23 protein-coding genes and 1 tRNA gene are annotated in these 18,619 nt (G+C 44.7%); 7 read left to right on the top strand and 17 right to left on the bottom strand.

Features of this window, described 5'->3' with window-relative positions; all coding sequences use genetic code 11:
- Positions 1-53 precede the first annotated feature (53 nt).
- From LFX25_RS05045 to LFX25_RS05035, 3 genes are read right to left on the bottom strand one after another with little or no spacing between them, the layout of a single operon-like run.
- Positions 54-713, bottom strand: coding sequence for an RsmD family RNA methyltransferase (locus LFX25_RS05045; protein WP_238729270.1), 660 nt, complete (start codon positions 711-713; stop codon positions 54-56).
- On the bottom strand, positions 710-1,297 hold the full coding sequence (locus LFX25_RS05040) for a hypothetical protein (protein WP_238729269.1): 588 nt from the start codon (positions 1,295-1,297) through the stop codon (positions 710-712). The genes LFX25_RS05045 and LFX25_RS05040 overlap by 4 nt, the downstream gene beginning before the upstream one ends.
- Positions 1,294-1,494, bottom strand: a complete 201-nt coding sequence (locus LFX25_RS05035; protein WP_238729268.1) for a hypothetical protein — start codon at positions 1,492-1,494, stop codon at positions 1,294-1,296. Before LFX25_RS05035 ends, LFX25_RS05040 begins: the two co-directional genes overlap by 4 nt.
- 105 nt (positions 1,495-1,599) lie before the next feature.
- Here LFX25_RS05035 and LFX25_RS05030 point away from each other — a divergent pair, with 105 nt between their 5' ends.
- The 4 genes from LFX25_RS05030 (at position 1,600) to LFX25_RS05015 (ending at position 5,657) form a co-directional block, all read left to right on the top strand.
- The gene (locus tag LFX25_RS05030; protein ID WP_238729267.1) at positions 1,600-2,604 is read left to right on the top strand and encodes a hypothetical protein; all 1,005 of its coding nucleotides are present in this window, start codon (positions 1,600-1,602) and stop codon (positions 2,602-2,604) included.
- 101 nt (positions 2,605-2,705) lie between these two features.
- Positions 2,706-3,047: an LIC12806 family lipoprotein gene (locus LFX25_RS05025; protein WP_406600518.1), complete on the top strand. Its 342-nt coding sequence runs from the start codon at positions 2,706-2,708 to the stop codon at positions 3,045-3,047.
- Positions 3,048-3,093: 46 nt separating this feature from the next.
- A complete protein-coding gene (locus LFX25_RS05020; RefSeq protein ID WP_238729265.1) occupies positions 3,094-3,798 on the top strand; it encodes a response regulator in 705 nt (234 codons plus the stop codon).
- 8 nt (positions 3,799-3,806) lie between these two features.
- Entirely contained in the window at positions 3,807-5,657 is a 1,851-nt protein-coding gene (locus LFX25_RS05015) for a sensor histidine kinase (protein ID WP_238729264.1), read from the top strand.
- 189 nt (positions 5,658-5,846) lie between these two features.
- Here the strand turns inward: LFX25_RS05015 and LFX25_RS05010 are convergent, their stop codons facing one another.
- The 5 genes from LFX25_RS05010 to LFX25_RS04990 all read right to left on the bottom strand — a co-directional run bounded on the left by LFX25_RS05010 (position 5,847) and on the right by LFX25_RS04990 (position 10,673).
- Positions 5,847-6,614: a hypothetical protein gene (locus LFX25_RS05010; RefSeq protein ID WP_238729263.1), complete on the bottom strand. Its 768-nt coding sequence runs from the start codon at positions 6,612-6,614 to the stop codon at positions 5,847-5,849.
- A gap of 98 nt (positions 6,615-6,712) precedes the next feature.
- The gene (locus tag LFX25_RS05005) at positions 6,713-7,627 is read right to left on the bottom strand and encodes an energy transducer TonB (protein ID WP_238729262.1); all 915 of its coding nucleotides are present in this window, start codon (positions 7,625-7,627) and stop codon (positions 6,713-6,715) included.
- A complete protein-coding gene (ruvB, locus tag LFX25_RS05000; RefSeq protein WP_238729261.1) occupies positions 7,602-8,627 on the bottom strand; it encodes a Holliday junction branch migration DNA helicase RuvB in 1,026 nt (341 codons plus the stop codon). Before ruvB ends, LFX25_RS05005 begins: the two co-directional genes overlap by 26 nt.
- Complete coding sequence (locus tag LFX25_RS04995; RefSeq protein WP_238729260.1) at positions 8,628-9,794, bottom strand: S1C family serine protease; 1,167 nt, start codon at positions 9,792-9,794, stop codon at positions 8,628-8,630.
- A gap of 222 nt (positions 9,795-10,016) precedes the next feature.
- Positions 10,017-10,673, bottom strand: coding sequence for a trypsin-like peptidase domain-containing protein (locus LFX25_RS04990; protein WP_406600477.1), 657 nt, complete (start codon positions 10,671-10,673; stop codon positions 10,017-10,019).
- 107 nt (positions 10,674-10,780) lie between these two features.
- Between LFX25_RS04990 and tmk the strand changes: the two genes are divergently transcribed.
- Complete coding sequence (gene tmk / locus LFX25_RS04985; protein WP_238729258.1) at positions 10,781-11,389, top strand: dTMP kinase; 609 nt, start codon at positions 10,781-10,783, stop codon at positions 11,387-11,389.
- A gap of 16 nt (positions 11,390-11,405) precedes the next feature.
- Here tmk and LFX25_RS04980 read toward each other — a convergent pair whose 3' ends face one another.
- Complete coding sequence (locus LFX25_RS04980) at positions 11,406-11,792, bottom strand: LIC10421/LIC12816 family protein (protein WP_238729257.1); 387 nt, start codon at positions 11,790-11,792, stop codon at positions 11,406-11,408.
- A gap of 128 nt (positions 11,793-11,920) precedes the next feature.
- Between LFX25_RS04980 and LFX25_RS04975 the strand changes: the two genes are divergently transcribed.
- Positions 11,921-11,992, top strand: a tRNA-Arg gene (locus LFX25_RS04975).
- A 5-nt stretch (positions 11,993-11,997) separates the two neighbouring features.
- Here LFX25_RS04975 and LFX25_RS04970 read toward each other — a convergent pair.
- Positions 11,998-13,119, bottom strand: coding sequence for a DUF1574 family protein (locus LFX25_RS04970; RefSeq protein WP_238729256.1), 1,122 nt, complete (start codon positions 13,117-13,119; stop codon positions 11,998-12,000).
- A 9-nt stretch (positions 13,120-13,128) separates the two neighbouring features.
- Positions 13,129-14,415: an MBOAT family O-acyltransferase gene (locus LFX25_RS04965; protein WP_238729255.1), complete on the bottom strand. Its 1,287-nt coding sequence runs from the start codon at positions 14,413-14,415 to the stop codon at positions 13,129-13,131.
- 210 nt (positions 14,416-14,625) lie between these two features.
- Here LFX25_RS04965 and LFX25_RS04960 point away from each other — a divergent pair, with 210 nt between their 5' ends.
- Positions 14,626-15,426 carry a hypothetical protein gene (locus LFX25_RS04960; RefSeq protein WP_238729254.1) on the top strand — a complete coding sequence of 267 codons (801 nt, stop codon included), beginning with the start codon at positions 14,626-14,628 and terminating at the stop codon, positions 15,424-15,426.
- On the opposite strand, the gene LFX25_RS04955 is transcribed toward LFX25_RS04960, so the two are convergent.
- The 6 genes from LFX25_RS04955 to LFX25_RS04930 form a co-directional block, all read right to left on the bottom strand.
- A complete protein-coding gene (locus LFX25_RS04955; RefSeq protein ID WP_238729253.1) occupies positions 15,423-16,049 on the bottom strand; it encodes an SGNH/GDSL hydrolase family protein in 627 nt (208 codons plus the stop codon). The two genes, LFX25_RS04960 and LFX25_RS04955, sit on opposite strands and share 4 nt — an antisense overlap.
- A 23-nt stretch (positions 16,050-16,072) precedes the next feature.
- Positions 16,073-16,528: a hypothetical protein gene (locus LFX25_RS04950; protein WP_238729252.1), complete on the bottom strand. Its 456-nt coding sequence runs from the start codon at positions 16,526-16,528 to the stop codon at positions 16,073-16,075.
- A 37-nt stretch (positions 16,529-16,565) separates the two neighbouring features.
- Positions 16,566-16,964, bottom strand: a complete 399-nt coding sequence (locus LFX25_RS04945; RefSeq protein WP_238729251.1) for a hypothetical protein — start codon at positions 16,962-16,964, stop codon at positions 16,566-16,568.
- Between the two features lie 131 nt (positions 16,965-17,095).
- Positions 17,096-17,551 (bottom strand): hypothetical protein, encoded by a 456-nt coding sequence (locus tag LFX25_RS04940; protein WP_238729250.1) that lies wholly within the window; start codon positions 17,549-17,551, stop codon positions 17,096-17,098.
- A gap of 82 nt (positions 17,552-17,633) precedes the next feature.
- Complete coding sequence (locus LFX25_RS04935) at positions 17,634-17,894, bottom strand: hypothetical protein (RefSeq protein WP_238729249.1); 261 nt, start codon at positions 17,892-17,894, stop codon at positions 17,634-17,636.
- A gap of 38 nt (positions 17,895-17,932) precedes the next feature.
- The gene (locus tag LFX25_RS04930) at positions 17,933-18,589 is read right to left on the bottom strand and encodes an ankyrin repeat domain-containing protein (protein ID WP_238729248.1); all 657 of its coding nucleotides are present in this window, start codon (positions 18,587-18,589) and stop codon (positions 17,933-17,935) included.
- Between the last annotated feature and the right edge of the window lie 30 nt (positions 18,590-18,619).

The following is an 18,619-nucleotide window of genomic DNA, read 5'->3' as shown; positions in this document are numbered from 1 at the left end:
TTTTCAAAACGTTTTTTTGTTCGGTTTCAATTTTCTTCCGAGGCCGCGAAACATCAATCTTCCGTGTTCGAATTCTCTTCCGACAAGTCGTCGGAATCGTCGGCGCCTTCCTTTTCGGTGTCGGAACCGTTCTCTAAATCGACCGACACTCCCCCGTTGACCCGGAAGGTCAAAAAATTCTTCCCGAATTTACGGGTTTCAAAATCGGACCAGCCCGGATCGATCGGAGACTGAACGAAAACGGCCACGGTCGTCTCTTCGCTTAACAACGCATCCGCCAAGGACTTGATTTTGTCCGTCTTCTTTTCCCAAAAAGAATAAGGAGGATCCAAAAAGAATACGCGGGATCTTTCGGGGATATCCAGTTTATCATAAAAACGGAATACGTCTTTACGATAGATGATGCAGTTGTCCCCTAATTTCGCGAATAACTTCCGCAAACTATCCGATCTTTCCCAAGCGAGTTCGTATAAAACGACTTTGGCGAAACCCCGGCTTACCGCTTCCAATCCCATTTGGCCCGAGCCCGCAAAAAAGTCGATAAAAGCCGATTCCTCCGGAATCAATCTTCCCTTTAACACCAAGGAACCTATAATATCGAATACGGATTTTTTCAGAATCGCGGGAGTGAAGTTCGTGTTCCCCGCGACGGCCGGAGGCGTTTCGATCGACTTACCTTTGAGTTTTCCGGTTTGTACCTTGAGTACTTTCACGTCTGCGCCTCCGTTTTTTTCTCGATGCTCAATTCTAAAATTCGAATTTTCTTATTCAACTTCTCGGCGTTCTTCAATTCCTTAAGCTTGGAAAGAATCTGCTTCGCCTCGGCGAACTTCTCCGCCTCGTAAAGAATGCACGCGTACGTATAGAGACCTTCCGCATAACGCACCGAAGACGATCCGCGTTCCTTGAAAATTTTTCCCCAATAAACTCCGGAAGATTCGTCCTCCAAAACCAGACAACGTTCCAGAAACAAAAACACCGAATTGTAAAAGATTCCAGGATGCGAATCCTTCTTTTCATAAATACTTCGAAGCGTTTTGTCGATCTCTTCCGGATCTTTTTCCGCGGCGACATACAAAAGAAGAATGCGGTAATCGACTTCTTCCTTGCGGAGAGCCGTGCGGGAAACCTTTACTAAAGTATCATAGTTTCCCTTTTTATAAAAATCATAAACGTCGCTGAAATCGGTGGAAGAAATCGGACTTTGAAGGAATAAATGGAATAGAACGAATGCGGACCCGAAAGACCGGATGGCGGAATTCGATGCGAATCGCCGAACCGGCCCGGTATTTTTCAAAGCTCGATTACTGCAGCGGAACCGCACATCGGACAAATCGCGCCCTCGGGACCGTAGTCTTCCGCTTCGAAAGCGTCCTCTTCCCAACGGTGATCGCAATCCTCACAAGCAAACGTTAAAACTTCTTCGTCCGTGACGTCCTCGTCGTCTCCGGTTTCCAATTCAAAATCTTCGTCAAAATCGTAATCGTACGGCATAGAATCCAACGGAATCAGGGGTGTCCTCAGTGTCAAGTTTTAGGGGTAGAATAGAATCCAAAAAATACGTGAACCCTGAATAGGCGGATAAAAAGTAGACGAAGTATGTTGTATCAATCCGGTCTGAAAAGTTATAAAAAGAAAACCAGTTATAAACCGTACATTTTCTCCGCTCTTCTGCTTCTCTTAGGCGGAACCGGATTTTTTTTCCGCCAAGACATTAAGAATCTGTTTGCAGGCGACCGAAAGATTCTACTCGAAAAGGAAAGAAAGAACATACAGCAGCAGATCCTCTCCGGAACTTTAGACGAAAGTTCGGTTAAAAATTTCCAAAACGCGGCGAAAGATTACGTTACCGCGAACCCATCGGACGAGCTGGGATATTTTTACACTGCATTAGGAAATTATGATTCGTTTTTACTCAACGGATTCGCATTCGATTCGGGAACGCTCGTCAAACTCGCCTATTCGGGGTTCAACGATTTTCTAAAAGAGGACGGCTCGTATCTTCCGATTCTGGAGGAAATGTATCGTAACGCGCTTCGGGCAAAGGCGATCGATCCGGCCGTCGCGGAAAATCCGGACAACGAAACGATGATCGCGTTCGGAGAAACGATCAAACAACATCTTTCCAGAAAATCTTTGACCGCGCTTTTGAGTTCGATTCCTTATGACAAGATCAGTCCCGAATTCAAGATCGGTTATACTTGGATCTCGATCTTAGGCGCTTCGTTATCGGGCGACACCGAATTTTTAAAACGAAATCTGGCGAGCCCCGAGTCCAGCGGTTCGATTCTTTTAACGGATCGGGAAGCCCATTTTCTTACCGGCCTTTCCGAATTCCGCGCGGGTCAATACGTTTCCTCCTTGAACTATATCCGCAAGGTACGAAACGAAAACGAAGACTTTATCACGACCGGTTCTTGGATTTTGGAAGCGAAGATTTTCAGACTGCAGAATCTTCATCCGAAATCGATTACGATCCTCGAAGAACTCTATCCGAAAGCGGAGGATCGAAGGGAAGAAATCGTAAAACTCGCCCGGGAAATCATCGAGGAAAAACCGACGCTGAAAACCAAGCTCAACCTCGAACTAGAATCGGATCAATGAACGAAACGCGGTCGACTCCAATGTTAAACGAAGTCCAGAAGGATCGGATTCTCCGTAACGTTTTTAGAAGATACGCCGCGATCGCGTCTTCTTCGTTTCTCATGATCTTTTCGGCTTCATGCGGACTTAAACCGGTTCCTCCTCCCGAAGGAAGATTTTGCGACACCTGGCATAAACCGGTCGAATGCGTGGCACTGGATTTTCGAAAAGGAATCGGCAACTTAGGTCAAGGTTTCGTTCCGATGAAGATGAAAAGCGTCGTCAATTATTCGATCGAAATCGAGAACAAACAAACCGTTCTCGTGGAAGTGCTTCACGAACACAGGGTACGTATCACCTTTCCGGAAAAAGAACCTCGATTGTATCTGAAGATCAAAGACAAAGAGGATCGCAAACGCAGATGGGAAAAAGCAAAAGAAGAATGGAACGAATTCTTTCGGTAACAGAAAAATAATTTACCGGATCGAACGGATGTGAAGAATCAGATGGATGGTCGTAGCTCCGGAATCGCCGAAAGAAAGGAAATCCTCTTATTTAGTTTCCATCATCGAGGACAATCGGCACACCGCTCTCAATCTCCAAGAACTCCTATCCAAGTCCTCCGATTTTGAATTTCTCAAACACTATCCCAATTCCCAAAAGGCGATCGAATTTTTACCGCAGGAAGCCCCGGACATTGTCATCTTAGACATCGGACTTCCCGGAAAAAACGGACTCGAATGTCTTCATGAACTCAAGGAAAAAACACCGAACACGAAATATGTGATCTTCACGGTGTTCGAGGACGAGGAAAAGATCGTGGAAGCGATCCGAGCCGGCGCGTCCGGTTATCTTCTGAAGGACACTTCTCCCGAATTGTTTCTCGCGGAACTCAAAGTCATCATACTCGGAGGAGCGCCTCTGACTCCCAGGATCGCGGATAAGATCATCCGCGAATTTTCGAAAAAAGAAGAAACCAAAAATCCTCCGATCGCCAATACTCTCGGATTGACAGAACGGGAAATGCAGATTCTCAACTTAGTCGCGCTTGGCATGACCTTTCCGGATATCGCGGAGGAATTGGATATTTCCAGCCATACGGTCAGCAGACATATCGAAAAAATCTACAAAAAGATGGAAGTCCATTCCAGATCCGAGGCGATCATCCGCGGCAGAAGAATGGGAATCATCCGGGACGTTCCCGGATATCCGTAATAAAGAATATGAGAATTCTATTTCATTCCATTATTCTAATCTATTGTTTGATAACGGCTTCCTGTTCTCCGACCGTTTCGTCCAAGGAAAGACCTTCGGCGGACAAAGGAGTTATCGATCTTCGCAACTTCGATCTGGCCGAAAACACCGCCTCTCTAAACGGAAACTGGGAATTCTACTGGAAAGAACTGGCGCACGGAAAACAACCGATCGCAAAAGAACCTTCGTATTTTCCCGTTCCCGGAATTTGGAGGGAATACGATCGCCATTTCACTCTTGAAGGATACGCCTCCTATCGTCTGCGCGTGTTATGCGATTTTAAGAATCCGAATCTAAAAATCCGTATTCCGAGACTTCCCGGAGTCTACGACGTTTACATCGACGATCATAAGGTTTATTCCAACGGATTTACCGGAGTCGATCCGCTGGATACGGTTTTTGTCGCGCATCCGTTCCTTACGACCGCCGACGTTCCTTCGGGAGATTTTACGATCACGGTCGTGGTTTCCAACTTCAAAGGGAATCATCTCAAAGGAGGAATCCGGAAATCGTTTCAAATCGGCGGCGCGCACACGATCGACTCCGAGGAACGAAAGGAAGAATGGATGGAAATCGTTTTGATCATCCTCATCTTTTCATTCGGAATTTATCACGTAGTTTTCTTTTTATCGTATCGTAAAGATCTTGTTCCTCTTTATTTCGCGGCGTTTTGCTTTTTGGTTTCGGGCTATTCCTTTATCACTTCCGGAATTCAATATATGGCGATCCCGAATCTATCTCTCGATCTGCGAATTCGAATCGAATTTTTTTGCGAAGCCGCTTTTTTTCCCGCGTTTTATAGCATGCTTCGAAAGATGTTTCCGGCCCAGTTCGATCTAAAATGGTTTCGAATCGCGATCGGAACCAGCGCCTTATTCTTTCTCGGAATTTTCTTTTTAAACGAACGCAACCTAGTAACCTTATATTCCTTGTTTATGTATACTCCCCCTTTGTACGGAGTCGTATTGATCGTCGGAACGGTCAAAGCATATCGGGCGAAAGAGCCGATGTCCAAGTCGATTCTTTTAACCGGGTGTGTTCTGGCTTTCACCATGATGAACGACGTGTTCTACGGTTTATACGAAGTCTATGTTTTATTTCCCTATAGCTTCCCCTTAGGGCTTATCACCTTTGTCGCATTAAATTCCTATATCATCTCCTCGAAGTTCGCGGAGGATTTGGAAAGAGCGAAAGAATTCGCCGCGCTTCAGATCAAATACAACGAACAACTAAAATTACAGGCTCAGGAAAGAACGCGGATCGCATCGGATATCCACGATTCGATCGGCTCGGAGCTGACCGCGATTCTTTTCGAGCTGGAATCGAAGGACAAAAACGATTCCACTCTGAAGAAGTTGAAAACGGAAGTCGGCCATTTGATCTCCAACGTACGGGACATCGTGTTTTTGATGCATCATCACGGAAGCAACAAAGAACTAGTAGAGGACGTATTCAGGAGATACGGAGAAAGAATAGGAGGCACGGGAACCATCCAGGTCCAAACGGAAATCGAGGATGTTTCCGATTCGATTCATCTCGATCAATGTCTGCACGTCCAAAAGATCTTTCTGGAAATCATGTCCAATATTCTGCGACATTCAGATGCGAAGAATATTAGAATCGGCTGGAATCAGGAAGGGAATCATCTCGCTCTAAAAGTGATCGACGACGGAAAGAAATTCGAAATCAACGCGGAGGAACCTTCCGGAATCGGAATGAGCAGTATTCGAATGCGGGCGGAAAAACTAAACGCTCATTATGATTTTCTTTTCAAGAACGGCGAAAATCTATTCGTTCTGTATATTCCGATTCTTTCATGAACGATTCGATTCTTTCTTTTTCAATCAATCCTATTCTTTCATGCGATCTTTTTTTTCGATCGAGGATCAACCCGTTCAAGTCCTTGGAAAGATTCATCCAGATGATACGTTTGAAGCGATTTCCGCTCGAAAATAAAAAATTCGACGATTCCGAATTGATATACGAATTAGAATATTTGAATTCGTTTATCAATCCGAATTGGATTGATTTACCCGCGCTTCGACTTCGATCGGACCGGATAGAATCGTAATATTCACGGATCGGATCGAAGGTTCAAAACGATGCAATCGATCGAGTTTCACGAGCAAATCCCGAAGCAGCAATAGAACGACGCGTGAATTCGCGCTACCGTTCGCAATATTTGCGGAATGTTTCCAAAACGTGCGCGGTTCTTGGATATCCCAATCGTGCGTATAAAAGAGTTTTTTAGCGCGTATCGTAAAGGATTCCAAAAGCGCCGCAATCGCTTCTTGATTTCGATCACTTGCGACCTTCAGCTCCAATACGAACCAGTTGTAAAATCCCAGTTCGGGATGTTCCCAAATGTCTCGATATCCGTTTACGGGAATCGTAAGATTTTTAATTGTTCGTTCGAAAAGAAGCTTCCGAAACCATTCGATACAAAGAACTACGGGCGGAATCACGGCCAAAGTTTTCACCGTCGGCGATTCGAAAAAATCGGGAACCAAACAAAGGACGTAAAAGGTGGGAAGAGAAAATAAAAGCAAAAATATTATAAAACTGTAATTTACAATCCAGAAATCCGCGAGAAAAAATCGGAAATAGCGTTTGAGTCCGATCCACAACGAAGTTCCCGCAACGAATTCAAAAAAGGACGCGAACGATCGTTTCATTCGTTCCGCTCTTTCGGTCCTGGATTTTTCCCGCAAAAGATCGGCGCGTTCCGATCGTTTCAGTTTTTCCCTTTCGTAAATCGCTTTTTTGACCGGATCCATGTTCGATTTGGATTTCCTTTTTAAAGGTGTATAAACAGAAGCTCTATAGATGTGGAATATTCAAAAATTTGAAATTTACGAACAAAATCCATGATCGACTAACGCCGCATCATCGGAAAGATGAAGTTGATTCCGAAGATCATCCCTTGCGCCTTCACTTCATCCGGAACCTTTCCGAAATTCTGACCGCGGATCGAATCCAAACACGCTTGGTTTACGACGTCCTGACCCTGACCGGAAACGAGTTTCGTATCCAAAACCTGACCGCCGTCGTTTAACATAAAAAGGACTTTGACTTGTCCCGGAAGAATACCTTCGCGCACCACGGTTCCGGCCATATCGCGATATGCGAAATTTCCTCCGCCGGGAGGAGCGAAACTTCCTTCGATTTGTTTCAACATCCGTTTGAAGTATTCGTAACCCGCGAGTTTTTTTCTCGGAATCGATAAGGCTTGGTTCCCGTCCCAACGAAACAAGAAGTCCTGTTCGAATCGATAGTTGAACGGAATCTTCGTCATTCTTCCGTAGGTTTGCGAGCTTTGTTTCGTTTCCTCGGTGGTCGTTGTTTGAACCGGATCGATTTTGTAGATGCCGACTTCGAAAGCCTTTTCGTCGTTCTTCTCTTTGGCTTCCTGCTTCTGAGCCTCGGAAGGTCTCCTCGCCATACTTCCCATGATGAATTCGCGGAACGGACTTGCGGAATGAAATCCTTCCTTCTTCGTAATCCCGCCGGCGCCCGCGGCGTCTACGTTGGAAAGCGCCTTGTACTCGTCCTTGATATTCTTATCCACAAAGTCCTGTTCCAAAAGAACCTCGTAGATCTTTTCCTTTTCCTCGTTGCTTTCCATTTTGACCATGGGTTCGCTGCCGAGAATTTTCCAGAGCATGTTGCGTGTAAGTAGATGTGCGGTAAAAAAAGACGCGAGCGCAAGAACGAGAAAGGACGCGTAAATCAGCCTCTTGTCGTCTTCGGGAATTCCGGAATATTCAGAATAAAGTCGGGTCTTGTCCATGGTTTCCGGAAAATTCTTCCAATCGCTTCAGTTGTCTGTACGCCTTTTCGGTCGCAACACGACCGGCGGGAGTTCTGTTGATGAGACCGATGCGGACCATAAAGGATTCATAGGTGTCTTCGATCGTCTTCTCTTCCTCGCCCACGACGACGGCGATCGCCTTTAAGCCGACAGGGCCGCCTTTATAACGATCGATCATACATCCGAGGATCTGTCTATCCATAGCATCCAGTCCCAGGTCGTCAATCCCCATCTTTTCAAAGGCTTTGAGACAAAGCTCCTTTTTCACCGCGGGATTGCCTTCCACTTCGCTGAAGTCGCGGATTCTTTTTAAAAGATGGTTTGCGATCCGCGGAGTTTTTCGGGAACGTTTTCCGATTTCAAGGGCGGCATCGTCTTCGATCTTCACTCCGAGAATTTTCGAGGAACGCAGAACGATTTCCTTCATCTCTTCGTCGCCGTAATAATCGAGACGAAGTTGAATTCCGAAACGGCTTTTGAGAGGTTCGCTGATCAGACCGCTGCGGGTGGTAGCGCCTATGAGCGTAAACGGTTTCAAAGGAATTTGAACGGTTTGCGCAGTAACGCCTTCGCCGATCACGAGATCGATCATGTAATTCTCCATTGCGGGATAGAGAATCTCTTCGAGTTTTTTATGAAGCGTATGAATCTCGTCTATGAATAGGATTTCATTCTCGCCCATACTCGTAAGAAGACGGGCCAAGTCCGCTCCTTTGGTAATGACGGGAGCGGATGTTACGGTAAGTCTGGTTCCGAGTTCGTTGGAAACGATTCCCGCAAGAGTCGTCTTCCCGAGACCGGGAGGACCGGAAATCAAAACGTGATCCAGTGCGCGTCTGCGGTTCTTGGCCGCTTGCACATAAATGCTAAGATTTTCGAGGACTTCTTTCTGGCCTATAAATTCGGAAAGAAGAGAAGGACGTAAGCCCGACTCTTCTTCAAATTCTTCTTCCGGATTGAGCGTATGGGATTTTGACAATCAGTTCGGTCTTTCCTTGAGCTGGATCGAAAGTCTGGAAACGTTTCCTTGACGAATGATCGTGATGTTGATCCGATCTCCCACCTTGCTCTTCTTCACCGTGCTGACCACTTCTTCGGGAGAATTGATCTTCACTCCGGAAATTTCGGTGATGATATCCATCAACTGAATCCCGGCCCGATCCGCCGGAGAATCGTTCATGATCTGTACAACGACCGCTCCGCCGGAAATTTTCAACTGCTTTGCGTCTTCTTCGTGAAGATAATCGACGCCGACGCCGAGCCAAGCCTGCGCGGGGCGTTTGACCTTGCCGGTGGTTTTCAATTCCTCCATGATCGCCTTAGCTTCGTTAATCGGAATCGCGAAACCGATTCCCACCGAACCGCCGCTTTGCGAAGCGATCATACGATTGATCCCGATGACGCGACCGTTGATGTCTAAAAGAGGTCCGCCGGAATTTCCTTGGTTGATGGAAGCGTCCGTTTGCAGATAATGAACTCCGCTGTTGTCGATTCCCGTTCTACCCACGGCGCTCACGATTCCCGCCGTTAAAGATTGTTCGTAACCGAGAGGAGCTCCGATCGCGATCGCCCAGTCCCCTACTTTCACGGCGGAAGAATCGCCGAGTTCGATCGGAACGAGTTCTCCGTCCGGTTTGATTTTTAAAAGTGCGAGGTCGATCACCGCATCGGAACCCACAAGTTCCGCGTTATACGTCTTTCCCGTTTTTAAACGAACGGTAAGTTTATCCATGGAACGAACCACGTGTTCGTTGGTGAGAATATAACCCTGTGTGTTGAGGATGATTCCGGAACCGAGACCGGTTTGTTTTTGTTTCATCACTCTTCCCCCTCCGCCTTGACCTCTTCCGAAAAATTGGTCAAAGAAAGGATCTCCGAACGGCCCGGGATGAACGGGAACGTTCTGTGTTCTCTCGGTGGCGATGGAGACTACGCTGGGAGAAGCGGTTTGATACACTTCTTCGAAGGCTTGCTGAATCGTGATCGCTTGACGCGTAGCCGGACTCGGTTCCTTGTCGCCTTTTGCGTTGAGAAACAACGGACTACTTTGGCCCGTTCCACAAAACATCACAGGAGATAAGAATGCCCCGAGTAGAAGTGAAATGCTTACGACCGCAACATACTTCAGTTTTTCCATATTTTTCATTGAATTCTATCCCTTTGAAAATGATTTTCCGCTCGGTACCTGAAAGAATCGGTCCGCTTCGTTGACTGTCAAGTTGGATTTGGAAGCAAGGCCTTCGGTACACATTCGGATTCGAAATTGGATTGGGACGAGAGGAAGAATTCTCCCGTCTTTACCGCTTAGACCGAAAATCCCCGGAAAGAGTTTCCAATTTTTGGGCGAGCCATCGCACGAGAGAAACTACTAAGCGGAAGTACGATTCTTATTTTTCGCGGCTTCCCGGTTTTTGCGGATCTGAATCTTCGCGTTGATGTATTTTTGGATCGCGGCTTCGCCTCTTTGATGCGTGTAGTAATCCAACTTCTCGACGGGAACGATGTCTTCGTCCGGAGTCACTTGCAAAATCGCTAAATCGATTCGTTTATCCTGACCGATGACGATCGCTTCGTAAGACTTGCCCGTTTTCGCACGAACCACGAGATGATCGTGCGACTTGATGACGTGTGCGTTGGTAAGAATATAACCTTGTTTGTTGTAGACGATTCCGCTGCCGAGCATCACTAAAATCTTTTCGGAAAGATGGCCGCCCTTGTGGTGAATCGCGGAGGACTTGACCGTCTTTTCGGTAAAGATCGAAACGACACTCGGCGAAGAAGTCGGATATACTTCTTCGAAGATATGATGCACACGAATTCCGTTTTTGGTATGTTTGGAGGTTTTACCGTCGGCAGGAAGATCGTCGAACTCGCGTTCCAATTCCCGTTCGGGATCTTCAAGACCGTTCGAAGATTGTGTCTGCGTTTGAACCTGCGTCGCCGCGGCAGAGGAACAAAAGTCCAATAGCACGCCGAGAACGACGACGAGGGAAAGAAGTTTCAGAATTGAAAATATATGTTTCATAGAGGATTTTTTTTCGTTGGATTCTCCCTTTCGAAAAGAATCCATGTAGTAGAAGAACGATTTCTTAGAAATTCTTCTTTGTCAAGAATTGAACGGGAAACCTTAGAATGAAGATCGAAAAACCTGTGTTCGTTGTTTTTGAAGGAATCGACGGAAGCGGAAAATCCACACTTTGCAAATCATTGACCGAAAAACTCGTTGAAAGAGGAATTCCTTCCGTAGGTTTCACCGAACCGACAAACTTGGAAACGGGAAAGTTTCTTCGAAAATTCCTGCGCGGCGAAATCGAACTCGGAAGAGAAGAACAGATCGAAGCGTTCCTAAACGACAGGGAAGAATCGTTGAAACAAAACATCCTTCCTTCTTTACAATCCGGAAAGAACGTTCTGCTGGATCGTTACATGTATTCCACCGCCGCCTATCAAAGCGGAGACGACTTATCTCCCGAAGCCATTCTTAACAAAAATTTAAACCGAAACTTTCGAACGCCGGACCTTCTTTTTTATCTGGATTTGAATCCCGCGACCGCGCTGGAAAGATTGAGCCGTAGAAAAGAGGACAAGGAACGTTTTGAAACCCTCGCCCAATTGAAAAAAATTCACGCGGCTTACGAGAGAATTCTTCCTAAGGAAGCGATCCGCATCGACGGAGAACGGGGACTGGACGAGATCGCCCAGGAATGTCTTTCGATTCTCTTAAAACGAATCGAAAACTAAATTCGATTTTTTGAATCTAGTGGCTTTCGATCTGAAATTCTTTGAGGGCGGCCTCGTGGCGTTCCGCTTGGCGATCCAACGAATCGGCCATTTTGAAAAGTTTTTCCTTACGTACGCGCGCCTGGAGAAATTTTTCGCCGCGGGAAAGTTTTGCCAACTCTCTGAGTTCGCTCGCTCTGGCTCGTTTTGCGGTCGCAGTCGCTCTCAGATAATTCGCGATCGCTTGCTTTTGACCGGGAGTTACCGCGCTCTCTAAAAGGGCTTTTTCGAGAAGACGCTCTTCTTCCTCCTCGCTTACCGCAAACGCCGGAGAAACCAACCCGCATACGAGAACGAATATAAAAACGGCAACTACCTTTCGCAGGGAAAATCCTTCCCATTGATTCAGAATTTCGACCTTCATCTCTACCTCTATCTTTTAGGAATAGGATTTCAGCTCCGATTCGTTTTTCAAGGACTTTCCTTTCGATCGTTCCTCCGGCCGATTTGCATTTGACAGCCCGGCCCTCTCCAAAAGACTCACTTGTAAGCGTACCTATAGCTCAACGGATAGAGTACAGGCCTCCGGAGCCTGGGGTCCGGGTTCGAGTCCCGGTAGGTACATTGCGCTACTGATTCGATGAATTTGCCGCGGCGACCTTAGCGATAATCTCATCGAAACATCGTAGAGAAGCGTGACTAATGTCCTGGAAGTATTTACATTCCGTAGAATTCTTTTTGTCCAAGTTCACAAGAGGAACATTGTATTCCGAAGCGATCACATTGATTCGATCGCTAAAAACTCGATCTAAATCGTATTTTTGATATACCTTATGCAACTCGGGATGAGCCCGTGGAATCCAAAGAACGACGGGAATGTTTTTTGATTTCGCCTTAATGATCATGTTTCGTAAGAATAATATCATATCCTCATTGAACGAGTAATTCGAGTAAAACTCTTTATCAAGAACCTTGGAAGCAAGATCATAACGAACATAACGTTCGGCTTCATTCGCGAACTGAAAATTTTCGGGAAAATCGTTAAAATCCTTCTCCGTGTAAACCCGATCTATTTTTTCCTTTCTGGCTTCCTCAATCGTGTTCATAAAGGCTTCCGTCGTTAATCCTCCGAATTGTTTTAACAGAGGATTCTCCTGATCCTTTCCAAACAATTTCTTCTTCATAGTGGACAAGGAGAGTTTGTAACGATAACTAGCAAAGAGTCTTGAAACCCAAATGTCGTAGATGATCTTTCCGGGAAGTTCCTCGAAATGTGCGAAAGTGAATAAAAGCGGAATTCCTTCTACGATGGCGCTTTGCGTGTACCGGCTATTCGTGTTAAAGGAAAACGAAGACAATTCGATCGTTACCAAATCAGGCGTATATCCTCGATCCAACAGTTGAGAAAATCTCGTAAAATATATGGAAGGATTGGAACCGACTGTCGCAAAAGCGAAAACGTCGTACTCGCCGAGTAGTTTTTTCTGTTCGGAATTTAAAAAAGGATCCACCGCCGTGTTTTTTTCAACGGGCATTGAATAAAAACCGAAGGATCGCGAAGTTCCGAAATTCCAAAGCGTCTTCCGTCCGCTTTTGGAATCCAGATGTTTAGGCTCGAGATCCTCGAGCGTTTCCACATAAGGATTTCCGGGAAGAGCGCTCGTAATCGAATGTCTCACCGCGGGGATCATGACGATCTTATCGAAAGCGAAAAATAAAAGGAATAAAAACTGAATCTTATACTTTCTCATAGATGTCCGTTAAAATTGGAAATAAATAAATGGAACCGATTTCGAAGACAAAGTTACCGCGACTACCGCCACCAACATACCTAAAGCGGGTATCAGAACTTTCCTTTTTTTAAATTTCAATGCTTTTCGGAAATGTGGAAGATACTCATACACGTGCAATAAAATCGCTAATACGAAAAAATTAGTAAGAGAGTGGATGCCCGGCAATTCCGCTCCACCCGTCGAAAATAAATTCCGAATGATGGCGATCGCTTTTGCCACGCTATCGGAACGGAAAAAGATCCATGCGAAACAAACCAAATGAAAAACAAATACCGAATAAAGAATTTTCGGAATCAAAGAAAGTTTTTGGATTCTTTCCGAAAAGAATCTCCTTTCGATGATCAGATAGAGACCGTGAAGGCCTCCCCAAATTAAGAACGTATAATTCGCTCCGTGCCAAAGTCCTCCCAAAACCATGGTAAGCATCAGATTGACATACGTTTTTACGTTTCCTACGCGATTTCCTCCGAGAGGAATGTATAAGTAATCCCGTAACCAAGTGGATAAAGTGATATGCCAACGCCGCCAAAAATCGCTGAAAGAAGAAGCTAAGTAAGGAGCTCTGAAATTTGCAGGAATATTGATCCCAAGAAGAAGAGATAACCCGCGTGCGATATCTGTATAGCCAGCAAAGTCGCAATAGATTTGAATCGCGAATCCGTAAATCGCCAAGATGCTACTCATTGCGTTGAATTCGGAGGGATTTTGAAAAAGCGGATCGATCACCGGCGAAATGTTATCCGCTATGATTACCTTCTTTGCCACTCCTAACAGAATCAAAATCATACCGGAATTATTCGCCAATTCCGAAAACCTGCGTTTCTTGTTTATCTGAAGCAAAAAATGATCGTGACGCATGATCGGCCCGGCGACCAATTGAGGAAAGAAAAGAATAAATAAAAGAAAGTTCTCAAAAGAAACTTCTTCCGTAACCTTTCCTTTATATTCATCGATTTGGAATGCGAGGATTTGAAACGTATAAAAACTGATCGCAAGAGGAAGCACGATCGTCTTGATTCCAAGGCCGTTTTTTAGTAAAGCTGCCATGTCGAAAGAAAAGAGATCGAAGGTTATATTGGAAAAAAAATAAAAATACTTGAAAACGATTAAATTCAAAAAATTTAAAATAAGAATGGAAGTAATGAGAGATTTCGAATACCGGCCTTTGTATTTGTAGTAAACCCAATAATTGAGAGAAACGATCCCCACAAAGTGAAGTAAAAAGATCGGACTCCAATATCCGTAAAAGATCATGGATCCGATTAAAAGTGATCTTCTCCTTGCCGAATCGTTGGAATACCAATATATCAAATGAAGACACAGAAAGAAAATTACGAAAATCGCAGAATTAAAAACCATTCAAAGTAAACCTATTAATCGAAAAAAATTTCCATGTTGAAATTTACCAAAATTTCACTCAGGATGACATTTCATACTTTTTTTCATGAAGTATCCTTGTTTTTTATGAGAACCGTCACAGCTCTGATCTTAGTTTTGATTCCTTCGCTTCTCTATGCCGAATTCGAAACAATGTTTATCCTTTCCCCGATCCCGCTCCATCGCATCGGACTTAAGGGCGCGTATTTTACAGAAGAAACGATGCGTAGTAAAAAAGAACTCTATGAAATAGACGCTTATGCGGAATATAAATTTCACTCCGCGTTTTCTGCCTATGCCGCGATTCCTTATACCGAATCCAGAATAAGGGACACCCCTGCAAAAGAACATTTTAACGATGTACAGTTAGGATTCAAATTTTTGAAACAGATCGACCGATTCTCATTTTTAGGAGGCGGAAGAATTTATTTTCCTACCGGAAAAGAAGAATACGAAATCGGAACTCAAAAACACTATCAGATAGAACCGAATCTCTGCACGATTTTTCGCTATCAATCTCTGGTTTTGTCCGCAATGATACATTGGAAAAGCGATCTTTCGCGAAATCGATCCGAGATTTTCGAGGATCGATCCTTGAGACATACATGGACATTTGAAGGCGCGTTATCCTACTTTCAAAATCGTTTTCAGTTTCTGATTGAATTCAAACGGATATTCCGGTATCAAACGGAGGAAAACAGACTCTCGACATCGGTGATTGCTCCGGGGATATTCATTCGGTTTCATCTTTCAAATCTGGGATTTTCCTTCCCTATAAACATCGGAAGAGGTTTTGAACCGGGCGGAACGGTTGCTCATCCGCAACCCTCCTTTAGGGACGGGGATTTCGAGCGGGCGGTTCTCATTAAAATGATTCTTTATTATTAACGAATCGGATTCAATTGTTTGAATATGTTTTCGGATAAGGCCCGATAACCTTCGTATTTCAAATGCCCTCCGTCCATCAGCATATTCGTGCGAATAACTCCGCTCAGATCCAAAATAGGCGCTTCAGAAATGCGCTCTTTCATTCTTTGATTCAACTGAGGAGCGGCGAATATGGGCCAAGGAGGTTCCACAAAGTAAACTCCTAAGATAAGTATGCGACCGCAATGTTTCCAAAGCTCTTGAAACGTCTCCTTTTGACGGTCGATCGTTTGATCCAGTCGAGCGGTTTCAATCACGGAAAAATCGCTCAGAAAATCGTTCACTCCTCCGTTGTATGTGCAAAAATCGAAATAACCGTTCATCTCGCGGACCGCTAGTAAAATCTGCTGGGAACTTCGATTGGGAAAGGCAACCTTAGTAACGGCCAAAGGTTTTAAAAGTTCTTCGGGCCAAAAAGCGGAAATACTATCTCCGACCAATGCAATTTTTTGCTGAAGAATGATTTGAACGAGCTGTTTTTCAGGAGCATCTTTCGAATCATTCTTCGGAGAACAGTGAACAATGAAAATGCTTGAAAGACAAATCTTGAGAAAGAAAACAAAGATTCGAAAGTTACTCCCCATTTTTTATAAAAACCGACCCGCTCTCAGCTTCCCAAAACATCCCGATATTCTTTCACAGAAAATTCCAACCCGACATCCGACTCGAACCAATCCACGGCTTCATCGAGTCTTTCTCGATACGGGTATAAATTCGAACGATCCAAGCCGAATCGTTTCCAACGAAACGAATAGTCCGTCTGTTCCACCAAAACGACGATCGTCATACAAGAAAAGTCTTTAACATCCGGACGAATCAGAATCGGGGCGACGCGAGTTTCTCCCGAAAACGGAAGAATTCTTTCGCAAAAAAAAAGTTCATCCTCGACGCCCGATAACCAACCACCGAACGGCGGCATCAAACCTAAAATTTGAAAATCGGAAAACGGTTTTTCGAAATATTGATCCTGAAAGATTCCATAGATCGTTAGATCGGGATACTCTTCGTCATAGATTTCATAAATGCTTTTGTGATTGGAAATCTTATTCAAAAAAAATTTCATAGAATCCGCGCTAAGTGATGTAAAACGAACCCCGCAATTACCAAGGAGGAAGGATCGCCAGCTTGTCCGTCAAGGGGACCGCGATTCTCCAAAAGAATGCAGTCCAAGCGACGGGATCATTTTCTTTCCAATGAGCTTCGTATTTCAACCAAAGGTCCTTATCCGTTAATACGCACAAAGGAATTTCTTCGGTGCCGAATGTGTCGGTCGATGGATCGATCGGCCAGATTAGCTCTTCCGTATCCACGTTCGTTTGATTTACGGCGATGAGAGAAACCACGAACAATCTTAAACCTTGATCGGAAGTTTGACAAGGTCCTTCCATGGCGCTGCGCACCGCTTTCAGATATTTTTCGTCGCTGACTACCGCATCCGCAAGCATTCCGATTTCGTCACGAATCGTAAACGCGTCGTAAAGCTCCGAACTTTCGATCATATTCTAATTTTATAATCCTATTTTGATTCTCGAAAAGAGCGCAGGAGTTGATCTAATTTCACTTTTGATCTAACGATTCAGCCCGATCTTTTTTTCCGGAATTTTCGCTTCGAAACGGGAAAATCGATCCGCTATCGAGCTTCGCACAAATCCTTCAGAGCTTTTAACGCCTTGGGCCACATATCTTCGAACATGGGTTTGAATTCTTCGGCGACCTGCATCTCAACGATCAATTCCGTTTTACCGGGACCTTGTTCTTTGAACGTATAATTTTCGAAAGCGGGCGTCCACTTTTTCACTTCTTCGCTTTCCGTATCGACGACTCCGTTGCTGATCATTCCTAAATGTTCGATCGAAATAAACTGATGTGCGATGTTTTCTTTGATCCGGCTGTACATACCTACCAAGCCGCCGTTTTCATCCGGTCCCAAAAAACGAATGATACTTCCCTTGTCCCAACTTCCTTCATAGTAAGAGCCCGCATGAAACGCTTCGGTCCAAATTCGATAGGTTTTATCCTCGAGCATTTTGTTCCATACGGTTTTTACATCTGCGTGAATGATAATCGTAAACTTTAAAGTTTCCATTGGCAACTCTTCCTTTCCCTAATTTACTTTGAAAATATCGACCAATCGTATCAAGTTTATAGGATCGGTTCCTCCGTTTAAATCAAAAAACACAATTCTGTTTTAAGATAGTTTTAAACGTGTATTTCCAAGCTCCGCTTAGGTTATAATTTTCGGCGGATATAACATCGAATTTTCCGATATAAGATGTTTCCTTCGATTTGGCTAAGTTGATGGCGCTGAAATCGCGAGGCTGAGGAAGTTGTTTTATGTCGACCTTGCAATCGGATAAAAATAGAAACGCGAGCAATTCTACAGCGATGAAAATGATATTTTGGAAAACGGTGGTGTTTTTATTTTTCATTCTTTGATTTTTTAAAAGACGATCGGATCGCAGATTTATCAGACTTCCAACACCTTCGCTTCCGCGGAATTTCCTCTTTCCAAAGCGATCGCTTGCGGAGTTTGATCTTCCGAACTTCGTTTGGATTTGTCCGCACCTTTTTTTAAAAGAAGTTGAATGATCTCGAGGCTGCCCGGACGGCTCGCCGCTATGTGCAACGGAGTGATGCCTCCCGGATTTTGAAGCGCGTTTGCGTCCGCTCCTTTTTCCAGAAGAAGTTCCACGATCGCTTTTTTTCCGGTTGCTACCGCGGAATGAAGCGCCGTGTTTCCGAAAGACAATTTACTTCTAGAGGTAAGACCCAAGTCCGCTCCGGAAGAGATTAGAAATTTTGCAACTTCCAGATGACCGAAATAAGCTGCGAGATGAAGCGCGGACCAACCGTCCTTGGAAAACGAATTGATCGAATCCGCGGAATTCGAAACGATCTTTTTGACCTCCTCCAAATCGCCGAGCGCCGCGGCCTCGAACAGATTCCGCTCCGGATGAATCTCATAGATCTCTTTAGAAATATCTAATTTTCCATAATAGAGTGAAAATAAAACAGGGGTGATTCCTTCTTCCGTTACACTTTGGAACAGACTCGGATCTCTTTTTAAAAGACCGATAACTTTCGCCTTGAGTCCGCTCGCGATTGCCTGAAAGATTTCCTGCATAACACACCGTCGCTTTTTTGAGAGAGGATT

It is taken from the genome of Leptospira sanjuanensis (assembly GCF_022267325.1).
GTDB lineage: Bacteria > Spirochaetota > Leptospiria > Leptospirales > Leptospiraceae > Leptospira > Leptospira sanjuanensis.
The sequence above is the reverse complement of the archived record's forward strand: the minus strand, read 5'-3'. Positions and strand labels throughout refer to the sequence as shown.

Coding starts and splice junctions, on each gene's coding strand:
- LFX25_RS05035 (WP_238729268.1), bottom strand. CDS start 1,494: ATGCCGTACGATTACGATTTTGACGAAGATTTTGAATTGGAAACCGGA.
- LFX25_RS04960 (WP_238729254.1), top strand. CDS start 14,626: ATGAGAACCGTCACAGCTCTGATCTTAGTTTTGATTCCTTCGCTTCTC.
- LFX25_RS04945 (WP_238729251.1), bottom strand. CDS start 16,964: ATGATCGAAAGTTCGGAGCTTTACGACGCGTTTACGATTCGTGACGAA.
- tmk (WP_238729258.1), top strand. CDS start 10,781: ATGAAGATCGAAAAACCTGTGTTCGTTGTTTTTGAAGGAATCGACGGA.
- LFX25_RS05015 (WP_238729264.1), top strand. CDS start 3,807: ATGAGAATTCTATTTCATTCCATTATTCTAATCTATTGTTTGATAACG.
- LFX25_RS05020 (WP_238729265.1), top strand. CDS start 3,094: ATGGTCGTAGCTCCGGAATCGCCGAAAGAAAGGAAATCCTCTTATTTA.
- LFX25_RS04930 (WP_238729248.1), bottom strand. CDS start 18,589: ATGCAGGAAATCTTTCAGGCAATCGCGAGCGGACTCAAGGCGAAAGTT.
- LFX25_RS05030 (WP_238729267.1), top strand. CDS start 1,600: ATGTTGTATCAATCCGGTCTGAAAAGTTATAAAAAGAAAACCAGTTAT.
- LFX25_RS04995 (WP_238729260.1), bottom strand. CDS start 9,794: ATGAAAAATATGGAAAAACTGAAGTATGTTGCGGTCGTAAGCATTTCA.
- LFX25_RS05010 (WP_238729263.1), bottom strand. CDS start 6,614: ATGGATCCGGTCAAAAAAGCGATTTACGAAAGGGAAAAACTGAAACGA.
- LFX25_RS05005 (WP_238729262.1), bottom strand. CDS start 7,627: ATGGACAAGACCCGACTTTATTCTGAATATTCCGGAATTCCCGAAGAC.
- LFX25_RS04965 (WP_238729255.1), bottom strand. CDS start 14,415: ATGATCTTTTACGGATATTGGAGTCCGATCTTTTTACTTCACTTTGTG.
- LFX25_RS04940 (WP_238729250.1), bottom strand. CDS start 17,551: ATGGAAACTTTAAAGTTTACGATTATCATTCACGCAGATGTAAAAACC.
- LFX25_RS05025 (WP_406600518.1), top strand. CDS start 2,706: ATGATCTTTTCGGCTTCATGCGGACTTAAACCGGTTCCTCCTCCCGAA.
- LFX25_RS04950 (WP_238729252.1), bottom strand. CDS start 16,528: ATGAAATTTTTTTTGAATAAGATTTCCAATCACAAAAGCATTTATGAA.
- LFX25_RS04935 (WP_238729249.1), bottom strand. CDS start 17,894: ATGAAAAATAAAAACACCACCGTTTTCCAAAATATCATTTTCATCGCT.
- LFX25_RS04980 (WP_238729257.1), bottom strand. CDS start 11,792: ATGAAGGTCGAAATTCTGAATCAATGGGAAGGATTTTCCCTGCGAAAG.
- LFX25_RS04970 (WP_238729256.1), bottom strand. CDS start 13,119: ATGAGAAAGTATAAGATTCAGTTTTTATTCCTTTTATTTTTCGCTTTC.
- LFX25_RS04955 (WP_238729253.1), bottom strand. CDS start 16,049: ATGGGGAGTAACTTTCGAATCTTTGTTTTCTTTCTCAAGATTTGTCTT.
- LFX25_RS04990 (WP_406600477.1), bottom strand. CDS start 10,673: ATGAAACATATATTTTCAATTCTGAAACTTCTTTCCCTCGTCGTCGTT.